Here is an 11,215-nt window from a genome sequence, read left to right as displayed (position 1 = left end):
CGACGGCCCGGCCACGCTGCACGTGACCAGGCCGGACGACGTGTCGGCCGAGGCGTGGGGCGACGGCGCGGAGTGGCTGCTATGTCGACCGGCGGTGGCGCTAGGAGCGGCGCTGGGTGATGTTCCGGTCGATCAGGATGGCCGGGATGGTCAGCACGGCCAGGCCCGCGCCGATCCACGGGATGGCGGTGAGGCTCGCACCCGCGCTGAGAGCGATGGCCGCCAGCACCGGGACGAGGCTGATGCCGAGCTGGAACATCGACACGGCGGTCGAGCCGGCGAGGGTCGGTGCCTGGGCCGCGAGCGTGAACACCCGCCCGTAGATGGCCGGGTTGAGCACGAAGCCCGCGACGCCCATCAGCAGCACCAGGACGATGACCGCCACGTCGTACTCGGCGAACAGCGCCAGGCCGACCGAGCAGACCGCGATCCCGACCGCGCCGATCAGCAGGGCGTGGAACGGTCGGCCGTCCGCGATGCGACCGCCGATGGAGATGCCGACGAACGCCCCGATGCCGAACAGCGTCAGGATCGGCGGCACCCACACCGAGTCGAACCCGGTCACGTCGGTCAGCAGCGGCGCGAGGTAGTTGTAGGTGATCATGTAGGAGGCGGTGCTCAGCAGGGTGGCGACGTAGACCGCGACCAGCCGGGTCTGCTTCATCGCCTTGAGCTCCTGGCGCACGCTGGGCTCGACGACCGACTTCGTCGCGGGCACGGCGGCCACGGTCAGCACCGCGCCGATGAGGGTCAGCGCGAACACCGCCCAGAACCCGCCCCGCCAGCCGGTGAAGTGGCTGAGCAGCGCGCTGGCCGGGCCACCGGCGATCATCGCCACGCTGAGCCCGCTGACCACCACGCCGGAGGCGCGCGCGGTCCGCTCCGGCGGGACCAGGCTGATCGCGGTGACCGCCGCGACCGCCCAGAACCCGGCGTAGGCGATGCCGCAGACGAAGCGGGCCACCAGGATCAGCGCGTAGTTCTCGGTGAGGAGGCTGACCGCCACCGCGAGCGCGAACACGAGCTGCGTGGCCACCAGCGTGGTCCGCCGGGGCCAGCGCAGGGTCAGCACCGCCATCGGCGGCCCGCCGATGACGACCGCGATCGCGAACGCCGTGATCAGCGCGCCGGCGGCGGACAGCGTGATGTCCAGGTCGTCGGCGATCGCCGGCAGCACCCCGGCGACCAGGAATTCTGCGCTGCCCATCGCGAGCAGGCTGAAAGCGAGCAGGTAGACACCCAGCGGCAACCGCTTGCTCGCGGTCGTGGTGGGCGTCGTGGTTTCCGCGCTCATCGGACAGCACCCCGGATCAAGATGGTGGCGGCGTGGTCGTTGGTCATTTCCTGGAACCGGATCCGTTCTCGCGGTGGAGTTCGTTCGGGAGATTTCCGGGCGGCCACAACGAGGTCTGGTATGCGCATTGACGGGTCCTTGGTGTGGTGCGAGGATTTTGCTTCAGCGGGGCGATCAGGCGTTCTGATCGCGGGCAACACCGGCCGGCCGCACCGCCCACGACGTGCCGGCCGCGTCCGGTCCCCAGATTGGGTACTGCGGCGATACCGCACAAGTTTTGTTGCCGAAAACGGGACGCCCCACCCACCCGACCGGGAAACGCCCCCGCGCCCACCCGGCGCGAGCGACGCCCACGGGAGCCCCGACGTCCTCGACCTCCGCCCGCCGAGATCCGGCGCGGGCGCACCCCCGCGTCCGAACGGCGCTCAAGCACCGCGCCCCCGGACGCGCGCCGGCGGGCGCGTCCGGGGACCGGACTACCGCACGGTCCACTTCACCGCGCGGTAGGCACCGTCCGCCGTCGTCGCCAGGCCGACGATCGTGCCGTTGTCGTTCAGCGACGTCGGCGAGCTGTACGCACCGCCCAGCGTGCCGAGGTCGACCACCTTCCCGTTGCGCCACAGGAACGCGCGCGTCTCCCCCGTCGACTTGCTCCAGCCGACGACGTCACTGCGGTCGTTCACCGCCACCGCCTCGGCCGGGCCGGGCACCGGGATGACGACCTGGCGGCCGGCGCGCCACACCGTCGCCCGGTGCACGCCCGCGCCGTCCTTGGTCCGGCCCACGACGTCACCGCGCTCGTTGATCGCGCGCTGGTTGCCGGCGACCCTGCCCTCACCGCCCGGCAGCACCGTGGCGGTGTCGCCCTGCCAGCGCACCGGGCTGTTCGCGCGCGACCCGACGACCACGCCGGACTCGTTCGCCGCCGCCACCGAGTAGGAGCCCGCGGTGCCCTCCGGGTCGGGCAGGCGCGAGCACGTGGTGCCCTGGCAGCGGAACGCGTAGGACGTGCCGCCCATCATCGGCACGAACGCGCCGGCCACCAGGCCGCGATCGTTGATCACCGAGCTGTACAGGTGCGAGCCGCTGTTGCCGGACGACAGCGGGCGCACCGCGCCGTCCAGCCACAGCGCCGCCTGCTCCGGGTGCCACACCGCCGGGGACGGCGAGTAGGTCATCGGCACCGAGCCGCTCGCGTTGATCGCGGACGCGGTCACCACCCCGGAGCCCTCCGGCGCGATGCCGGTGGTCGTGCCGTTGTGCCAGACCAGGGGGTGCTGCACGTAGTCGCCGTTGCCGATCCGGTTGTCCAGCAGGAGGACCTGGCCGCGCCGGTTGATCGCGGTCGCGGTGCTCCCGGGCAGCGCGACGACCTGGCCGCGACTCCACAGGACGGGTGACCCGCCGCTGGAGCCGACGATCTGGTCGACGTCGTTGAGGGCGGTGACGCGGGTCTCGGACCGGTCGGTCAACCCGCGCAGCTCCGTGATCGACACGCGGTCCGCGGCCTGCGCGGCGGGAGCGGCGACCAGCGGCAGCGTGATGGTCAGCAGGAGCGGTAACAGCGCTCGGGATCGGGGCATGGTCACTCCGGTGGTGAAAGGACGTGGCGGCCCTTGCCCCGGACGCTATCGGCGGCAGGCGGGTGGTGCGTCCGCCGGACAGCGGAATGATCGTCCGGCGGCGGGGCGCACCGCGTGCGGCCGGGTCGCGCGTCCGCCTACCCGCGCGGCACCGGACCCAGTCCGTCGAGCGATCGCCGGACGCGGTCGGCGTCCTCGGTCCGGCGCTGCGACCGGCACAGCTCGATGGCCCGCCGCCAGGCCGCGCGGGCCTCGGCGAGGTCCCCGACGTGGGCGTGGGCCGCGCCGAGGTGTTCCAGGACGTCGACCTCCAGGTAGGTGTTGCCGATGCGCCGGGACAGGTCCAGGGCTTCCCGGAGGTGCTCCACGGCCGCCGCGTGCCGGCCGGTCTGGTCGGCGATGTAGCCGAGACTGTCCAACGTGGCCAGTTCGCCGTCCCGGTCGCCGTGCTCCCGGTTGAGGACCAGGGCGCGCTCGCAGCGGTCCCGCGCGGCCTCGTGCGAGCCGAGCATGGCGTGCTCCCAGCCCGCGTGGTTGAGCGCCCGCGCCTCGGCGACGGGGTCGCCCAGTTCCCGGTACCGGCGCAGGGCCGCTTCGGCGTGGTGCAGGGCTCGCGCGTGGTCGCCCGACATCTCCCAGTGGGACGTCAAGGCGTGCCGGCAGTGCGCCTGGGACCGCAGGTCGCCGGCCAGCTCCGCCAGCGACAGCGCCTGGCTCAGGTGCTCGTGGCCCAGCCCGGACCGGCGGAGCCGCGAGTAGGCGGTGCCGAGGTGCCGGTGCGCCTGGATCCGCGGGCCGAGCGCGTCGAGCTCCTGGGCGGCGGCGAGCCCCCTCTCCCAGCCGTCGATCAGGTCGTGGAACAGGCCCTGCCGGCCCCGGAACGTGTGCAGCGCCCAGGACAGCCGCCAGACCTCGGTGTGCCGGCCCAGGTCGGCGGCGGCCTGCTGCGCGGCCACCAGGCACGGACCCTCCACCGTGAACCAGGCGACGGCCGCGTCCACGTCGGCGAGCCGGACCGGGACGCAGCCGGCCACCGGCGGATCGAGGTCGATGTCCGGTCGGTGGGGTTCCAGCAGGCGGTCCCCCTCGTGGGCGGTGTGCGTGTAGCAGTCGACCAGTCGGCGCAGCGCCGCGTGGCGGTCGGCGGCGGACAGGTCCTCCCGGCCCTGCTCCACGGCGTAGAGGCGGACCAGGTCGTGCATCCGGTACCGGTCGGGCACGTGCTGCTGGACGAGGTGCATCTCGTCCAGCTCCCGCAGGACTTTCCGGCACCGCGCGACGGGCAGCGCGCACAGCGAGGCGGCGGCCGGGAGGCTCAGGTCCGGGCCGGGTGCGGCGGCCAGCAGCGCGAACACGCGTGCCGCTCCGGCGTCCAGCGCGCGGTGGGAGCAGGCCAGGACCGAACGGATGTCCGCTGTCAGGTCGCCGACGTCCAGCGCGTCCAGCCGGTTCGCCGCGTCGCGGAGCTCGGCGCTCAGGGTCGCGAGCGGGAAGTCCGGGTGGGCCGCCGCGCGGGCGGCCACCACGCCCAGGGCGAGCGGCAGGCCCGCGCAGCAGTCCAGGAGTTCCGCCACCGCACCGGGTTCCGCGTCGACGCGCGCCCGGCCGAGCCGCCGCACGAGCAGGTCCCGCGCCTCGGCGTCGGCCAGCCGGTCCAGGTCCGCGGCGAACGCGCTGTGGTTCGTGCTCAACCCGGTGAGCCTGCGCCTGCTGGTGACCAGGACCGCGCAGGTGGGCCCGCCGGGCAGCAGCGGGACCACCTGGGCGCTGTCCCGGGCGTTGTCCAGCACGACCAGCATCCGCCGGCCGGCCACCAGGCTGCGGTACAGGCCGAACTGGGCGTCGAGGTCGACCGGGACGGCGGCGGGGTCGACGCCGAGCGCGTCCAGGAACCCGCGCACGGCCGCGCCGGGCGCGATCGGCGGCCCGAGCGGGTCGAACCCGCGCAGGTTCACGAACAACTGGCCGTCCGGGAACAGGTCGAGGTTGCGGTGCGCCCAGTGCAGGGCCAGCCAGGTCTTCCCGATCCCGCCGGTGCCGCCGATCGCGGAGATCACCACCGTCGAGCCGGCGTCGACGTGCCGGCCCAGGGTCGAGGTGAGGAAGGCGAGCTCGGCGGTGCGCCCCGCGAACAGCCTCGGCGCGGAGGGCAGTTGGCGGGGCACCGGCGTCACGGGGCCAGACGACCGGGTCAGGGCGGGGTCCGCGGTGATGATCTGCTGCTGCAACCGCCGCACGGCTGCGCCGGGGTCGGTGCCCAGCTCCTCCACCAGGCGGCGGCGCAGGCCGTCGTAGTGCGCGAGCGCGTCGGCCGCCCGGCCGCTGCGGTAGAGCCCCAGCATGAGCTGCCCCGCCACGCGCTCGTCCAGCGGGTGCGCCGCGGCCCGGGTGGCGAGGTCGGCGAGCAGCGACGTGTGCGCGCCCAGCCGGAGCCGGACGTCGGCCAGGTCGAGCCGGGCCGCGTGGAGCTCGCCGAGCAGGGTCGAGCGCACGGCGTTGAGCCACGGCACGTCGAGACCGCCGAACGGGTCCCCGCGCCACAGCGCGAGCGCGCGCTCGTAGAGGTCCTCGGCGTCCTCGTCGCGCCGCGAAGACCGCGCGTCGCGGGTCAGGTCGCGGAACCTGTGCAGGTCGACGGTGCAGTCGTCGGCGGTGAGCCGGTAGCCGTTGGACTGCCTGGTGATCCGCACGCCGTCCACCGCGGCGAGGCCGCGCCGCAGCCGCGAGACGTAGCTCTGCACGATGGCGGCGGGTCGGCGGGGCACGCGCAGCCCGCCCCACACCCGGTCGACGAGCTGGTCCACCGACACGGGGCGGCCGAGGTCGACCAGCAGGACGGCCAGCAGGCACCGCCCCTTGGCCGGGCCCACGTCGACGGACCGGCCGTCGGCGCTCGCCTCGATCTCGCCGAGCAGCCGGAAGTCCACCGTCATCCCGACCCCTGGAGTCGATGCCGCGGTGCGGATCACCGCTCGCTTCCTATCCCTTCCGCACCGCCGGCTCAAGGGTTACCGGGGAATCGCGGACGTTCGACCGCACCGCGTGGTCCGAGCGCCGAGCGGGGGTGCGTCACCTCGGCCCAGCCCGGTCGGTCCGGTCCCACCACCCGCCGGCGTGGTCGGCCGGGTTCGCGCGCCCGGCGTGGTCCCGGTCGGCGGTGGACCACGTCGTCGGCGTCTTCCGCGACCCCGCCGCGATTCGTCCGTGCCCTCCGGTGACGCGGTTACCCCGTTGTTCGGTCACGCGGAACCCGTTCGAGTGAAAAGGCGGTCACCGCGACCGCCGCGCCGCGCACCGGGAAACTCCCCCGGCCCCGGTTCCCGGCGCTTTCTCGTTTGACACCGCGCGGACGCGGCTTTCCGGTGCCCGTCGGAGCTTGGTGGACCTGCGCTTACCGGCCGCAGTGGCGCTGCCGTGACCGGCCTCCGACCGGGTTGCGCGGACGCGACCGCAGGCGACTGCGCACAAGGCTCGACGCAACCCGTTGACGCAGTTCAGACCGATTCCGAAGGGGTCGGGTCGACCGACGGTGAGACGGTTACCGTCCGAATTCGAATATTCACTAGTTTGGGTGACTTGTGTACACCATGCGGCTATCTGGCGATTTCGGGGCGATGCGTCCCGATAGTGTCCCCGTCGTTCGACATCCACAGCGCTCCACGGACCTCGTCGGGCATTCGCAAGGAAATCGAAGGAGAACCTACAGTGTTGAAGAAGGCCGGTATCGTGTTCGCCGGGGTCGCCAGTCTGTTCATGATTGGTGGCGCAGGCATGGCCTCCGCCGGTGAGGTCGAGGGTCATGACTTCGCGCCCGGTGCCCGGGAGATCGTCCACAAGGACAACGTCATCGGCGTCGACCAGGTGAGCGTGGCGGACGGTGCGCTGGCCAACGCGGCGCAGTGTGTCTCCGTGGCCAAGCCGCAGGTCCCGGTTGCGGTCGGCCTCGTCGCCGTCGCCGCCGCCGTGCAGGACGTCAAGCCCAACCTGGGTCTGCCGGAGATCAACGTGCTGGGTGGCCACAACGGCGACACCACCACGAGCACCGTCATCAACGAGCAGACTGGCAACAACAGCTGCGCTGGTGGCAACGGCAACGGCGCGGGTGGCAACGAGGACAGCGACGGTGCCGGCGTCGTGGGCATCAGCGAGGCCCCCGGTGTGGGCATCGCGAACCTGACCGGCGAAGAGAACGGCTGAACTTCGTTCAGCGCGTCCGATCCCGTCCGGTAGGGACGGTCGGCCGAGGGGTGTCGGTTCAAGCGGACACCACAGGCAAGGGGAGCCCGGCCTCAACACCGGGCTCCCGATTCGCGGAGGCGGCATCGGGTACCCCGATCCTGCCGCTCCGGGGGGTGGGATCGAGACCCCCCAGCCCAACAGTCCGCCCGCTGCTCCACACCGGTCGATCCGTCCGACTCTCCGGGCACCGCACCGCCGGCTCAACCCGGCGTTCGGTGTCCCGGAGGTATCGGGAAAGGCCGTGAGCCAGACCGAATCCCGCTGATCGGGCTCCCGCCCGATCAGCGGGATTCTTGGCGTTCGAGGACGGGTCGGCACCGCCGCGAGCCCGGGGGGACCTGGCTCGACACCCCGTCGACCGCCCTGTCGACCAGTCCGTCGACCACCCCGTCCGGCTTCTCCGGCCGCACGCGCACGGGTGCTCCGGATCTCCTTCCCCGTAGGGCATTCAGCTCTCGCCACCTCGGCCATCCGCCTTCCCAGGGCTTACGCCTCGGCGCGCTTCCCTTGGCGCGCAACAGGCTGCGGTCCGCCACTCCGACCGACGATCCGACCGAGCAGGACGACCCGCCCGATTTCCCCGGGGTCGGACCGGGTGGGCGGTGAACTCCTCGCCACCGCGCGGGAGAAGCTGACCTGGTACGAGGCCCCGGAGGACGTGGTCCTCGTGACCGCGCTGCCCCGCACGCCCAGCGGCAAGCTGCGCCGACGCGAGGTTCGCGCGCCAGCCTCCCGGGGACCATCGGCGATCGGCCGGCTGTTCGTCGGCGTCGGGCCGGTGCCGGCGGCGATCCTCGCGGGTGTGGTGCTGAAGGAGGGCCCGCCGGTCCGGCTCGTCGCGGAGCCGGCGATCGCGTTCGCGGGCACGGCGGTGGTCGGGCTGTTCGGCGATCACGGGACGTCGAGCACGTCGGGGGTGCTGCTGTGCCCGCTCGCCGACGTCGCGAGCGCACCCGCGTCGGCGACGGTCTCCTTGGTGTACCTGGGTTTGCTGCCCACCGCGCTGGCGTTCTACACCTGGGCGCACGCGTTGTCCCGCACCACGACGGGCAGGCTCGGGGCGACCACCTACTCCGTGCCCGCGATCGTGGTGCTGCTGTTGTGGCTGCTGCCGGACGAGGTGCCCGGCGTGGTGGCCGTGCTGGGCGGCGTGCTGTGCCTGGTCGGTGTCGCCGTCTCCCGGACCCCCGTCGCGCGCCGACGGCCGAGGAGGTGCTCGACGGCGTCCACGACGATGTCGGCCGGGACGGCGTCGGGGTTGAGCAGGTGCTGGATCAGCAGGCCGTCTTCGAGGGCGTGGATGATCAGGGCGAGGAAGTCCGCGTCGGCCGTGCCGCCGGCGGCGAGGCCCTCGGCGATGGTGGAACGGGCGAAGGTCTCCCGCTCGGCCAGCGGCGGCCTGCTGCCGGGGTCGCGCAGCGCGTGCAGGACGAGTTCGAGCCGCAGTGCCATCCAGGCCGGCAGGTGTTCGGCGCGGTCGCGGTTCCAGCGGCGCAGGGCGTCGAAGTCGCCGCCGAGGGCGCGCACCTCCTCGGCCTCGCGGTGGGTCCGCCGCAGGAGCAGCTCGTGCGCGATCGCGTTCTTGTCCGGGAAGTTGCTGTAGATCGCGCCCCGGGTGTAGCCGGCGCGCTCGGCGATCTGCTCCAGCGACGTGCCGTTGACGCCGCGCTCGGCGAACAGGCCGGCGGCGGCGTCCAGCAGGCGTTCCTTGGTCAGCGCGCGGTTCTCGGCGCGGGTGAGGCGGGCCACGGCCTGAATATACTGGAGCGCATTCAGATACAGGTCTGTATGTTAACTGCCATGGACGAGATCTGGACGTGGTCGGCGACGACGATCGCCCGCGCCGTGCGAGAGGGGGACGTGTCGGCCCGCGCGGTGCTGGAGGCCCACCTGGCGCGCATCGCCGAGGTCAACCCGACCGTGAACGCGGTCACCGCGCTGTTCGACGAGGCGGGCGAGGCTGCGGCACGGGTCGACCGGCTGGTCCGCGAGGGCCGCGACCCCGGCCCGCTCGCGGGCGTGCCCGTGACGGTCAAGGAGAACATCGACGTCGCCGGCCACCCCACCACGCACGGCGTGCCGCACTTCGCGAACGCCGTCGCGCGGACCGACGCGCCGCCCGTGCGCCGGCTGCGCGCCGCCGGGGCCGTTCCCGTGGGGCACAGCAACATGCCCGACCTGACCTTGGCCGGCAACGTCACGGTCAGTCAGCTCTTCGGGGAGACGCTCAACCCGCACGGTGCCATCCGGACGCCGGGCGGCACCAGCGGGGGCGACGCGGCGGCGGTGGCGTCGGGCATGGCGGCGCTCGGCCTGGGCAACGACTCGGGCGGCTCGATCCGGCTGCCCGCCCTGTTCTGCGGGCTCGCGGGGCTCAAGCCCGGTTACGGCCGGGTCGCCATGGACCACCGGATCGGCGGGACGGACCCGACGTTGGCGTCCCAGTTGTTCCCGACCGACGCCCCGATCGCCCGGGGCGTGGACGACCTGGCGGCGGCTTTCGCCGTGCTCGCGGGCAGCGACCCGGCGGACCCGCGCGCCATCCCGGACGCGACGTCGCTGCCGGAGCTGCCCCGCCGGGTGGCCGTGTGCGCGGACCCCGCCGGCCTCGGCGTCGACCCGGTGATCCGGGCCGAGGTCGAGAAGGCCGCCGTGGCGTTGGCCGAGGCGGGTTACGAGGTGGAGGAGGCCGAACCGCCGCGCGTGGCCGATGCGCTCACCGCGTACGGCACGCTGATCAGCGCGGAGTTCGGTCGCCGCTGGTCGTCGATCCGGCGGCTGCTCACCGACGAGTCGGCCCGGCACATGGAGCTGTCCCTGGCGCAGCGCCCGGCACCGACCTTGGACGACTACCTGGACGCGACCGCCACCCGGTTCGGCGTGATGCGCGAGTGGGCGGCCTTCGCCGAGCGCTACCCGACGATCCTCGGCCCGGTCTACACCTGGCGGCCGTTCGACGCCGACCCGTTCGACCGCGACCAGGGTCTGCGGGTGATGTTCGGCATGCGCCTGTGCACCGCGTCCACCTGCGTCGGCGTGCCGGCGGTGGCCGTGCCGACCGGGGTCGACGCGGGCCAGCCGCTGGGCGTGCAGGTCATCGGGCCACATAACCGCGAGGACGTCTGCCTGGCCGCCGCGCGCGTGCTGGAGGCCCGCTTCGGCGTCCTGGGCCCCGTGCGCAGGCCGTTGGTCGCCGAGCGGGCCTGACCGCACTCGTCGAAGGGGTCGAGGCCGGGCGCTCGCCGCGCCCTAGTGACCGAGGGCGGAAGCGAGTTCCTTCTTGGTCATCTTCGAGCGGCCCTTGATGTTGCGCTGCCTGGCCTCGTTGTAGAGCTGGTCCCGGGTCGGTCCCTGCGGTCCCTGGCGGTTGCCCGACCGCAGACCGCCCCGGCGCTGCGAGGAGATGTCCTTTATCGACGACCGGCTGGCCGTCTTGGACTCGCCCGCTCGGGCCCGGTTCTTGTTGACCGTCCGGGCGGCGATCTCCTCGGCCTTCTTCGGGGACTCGCCGCGCTTCTCCACCGAGTCCTTGATGTGCTCGTACTGACGTTCACGTTTGGCGTTCGATCCGCGTGGCATGGCAAACCTCCCGATCCAGCCCTCCGGGTACCCGACCCGCCGCCGTCCACACCCGGTTACAACATCGGCGGGAGGAGTCGGTAGCTCTCCGCGTAGTAGGCGTCGGTGCGGTGGCGGAACTCGTCGCTGTCGAACGAGTCCGGGTCGTACTCCGGCGCGGCCTTGATCTGGTCCTTGGTGCGGTCGACGTGGATCGTGCGCTCGTCGTGGTCGACGTGGCGCACGATGCCGACGGGCAGCACGACGGTGCGGCCGAAGATCCACGGGCCGGTGTCGATCAGCAGGCAGCCGTCCGGGGTCCTGCCGTTGTCCCCGTCCACCTTGCCGATCCCGCCGTCGGTGGCCTCGACGTGGTAGCCGACGAGGTCGGTGTCCCGGCTCTCGCCGTCGCCCGCGCTCTCGCGGGCCCGGTCGAACGCGGTGTCGCGGCCGATCAGCCAGGCCGGGTCGCGCCACGCCCAAGGGGTGAAGGCAAACGGTTCCATCTCGTCCTCCCACGTCCGGGGTGTCCGCACCCGGT

General features: G+C 73.1%; 8 protein-coding genes and 1 pseudogene. 3 read left to right on the top strand and 6 right to left on the bottom strand.

Annotated features, from left to right (window positions below):
- Positions 1 to 100: 100 nt before the first annotated feature.
- The 3 genes from AB0G01_RS33355 to AB0G01_RS33345 form a co-directional block, all read right to left on the bottom strand.
- A complete protein-coding gene (locus tag AB0G01_RS33355) occupies positions 101 to 1,294 on the bottom strand; it encodes an MFS transporter (protein WP_360954225.1) in 1,194 nt (397 codons plus the stop codon).
- A 476-nt stretch (positions 1,295 to 1,770) separates the two neighbouring features.
- Complete coding sequence (locus AB0G01_RS33350) at positions 1,771 to 2,877, bottom strand: hypothetical protein (protein WP_360954222.1); 1,107 nt, start codon at positions 2,875 to 2,877, stop codon at positions 1,771 to 1,773.
- 137 nt (positions 2,878 to 3,014) lie between these two features.
- Positions 3,015 to 5,810, bottom strand: coding sequence for a BTAD domain-containing putative transcriptional regulator (locus tag AB0G01_RS33345; RefSeq protein ID WP_360954219.1), 2,796 nt, complete (start codon positions 5,808 to 5,810; stop codon positions 3,015 to 3,017).
- Positions 5,811 to 6,582: 772 nt separating this feature from the next.
- Here AB0G01_RS33345 and AB0G01_RS33340 point away from each other — a divergent pair.
- Together AB0G01_RS33340 and AB0G01_RS33335 are read left to right on the top strand one after the other, a co-directional pair.
- On the top strand, positions 6,583 to 7,074 hold the full coding sequence (locus AB0G01_RS33340) for a hypothetical protein (protein ID WP_360954216.1): 492 nt from the start codon (positions 6,583 to 6,585) through the stop codon (positions 7,072 to 7,074).
- A gap of 1,015 nt (positions 7,075 to 8,089) precedes the next feature.
- Positions 8,090 to 8,236, top strand: a pseudogene (locus AB0G01_RS33335) (EamA family transporter); the annotation flags it as partial.
- Here AB0G01_RS33335 and AB0G01_RS33330 read toward each other — a convergent pair.
- Positions 8,185 to 8,865 (bottom strand): TetR family transcriptional regulator, encoded by a 681-nt coding sequence (locus AB0G01_RS33330; protein WP_360954213.1) that lies wholly within the window; start codon positions 8,863 to 8,865, stop codon positions 8,185 to 8,187. The pseudogene AB0G01_RS33335 and the gene AB0G01_RS33330 overlap by 52 nt on opposite strands.
- A 51-nt stretch (positions 8,866 to 8,916) precedes the next feature.
- Here AB0G01_RS33330 and AB0G01_RS33325 point away from each other — a divergent pair, with 51 nt between their 5' ends.
- On the top strand, positions 8,917 to 10,323 hold the full coding sequence (locus AB0G01_RS33325; RefSeq protein WP_360954210.1) for an amidase family protein: 1,407 nt from the start codon (positions 8,917 to 8,919) through the stop codon (positions 10,321 to 10,323).
- Positions 10,324 to 10,365: 42 nt separating this feature from the next.
- Here the strand turns inward: AB0G01_RS33325 and AB0G01_RS33320 are convergent, their stop codons facing one another.
- The gene (locus AB0G01_RS33320; RefSeq protein WP_360954207.1) at positions 10,366 to 10,695 is read right to left on the bottom strand and encodes a plasmid stabilization protein; all 330 of its coding nucleotides are present in this window, start codon (positions 10,693 to 10,695) and stop codon (positions 10,366 to 10,368) included.
- Between the two features lie 56 nt (positions 10,696 to 10,751).
- Positions 10,752 to 11,180, bottom strand: a complete 429-nt coding sequence (locus AB0G01_RS33315; RefSeq protein WP_360954204.1) for a PRC-barrel domain containing protein — start codon at positions 11,178 to 11,180, stop codon at positions 10,752 to 10,754.
- Positions 11,181 to 11,215 lie beyond the last annotated feature (35 nt).

The sequence above is a fragment of the Actinosynnema sp. NPDC023587 genome, from assembly GCF_040640215.1.
In the GTDB taxonomy this organism is placed as follows: Bacteria; Actinomycetota; Actinomycetes; order Mycobacteriales; family Pseudonocardiaceae; genus Actinosynnema.
The sequence above is the reverse complement of the archived record's forward strand: the minus strand, read 5'-3'. Positions and strand labels throughout refer to the sequence as shown.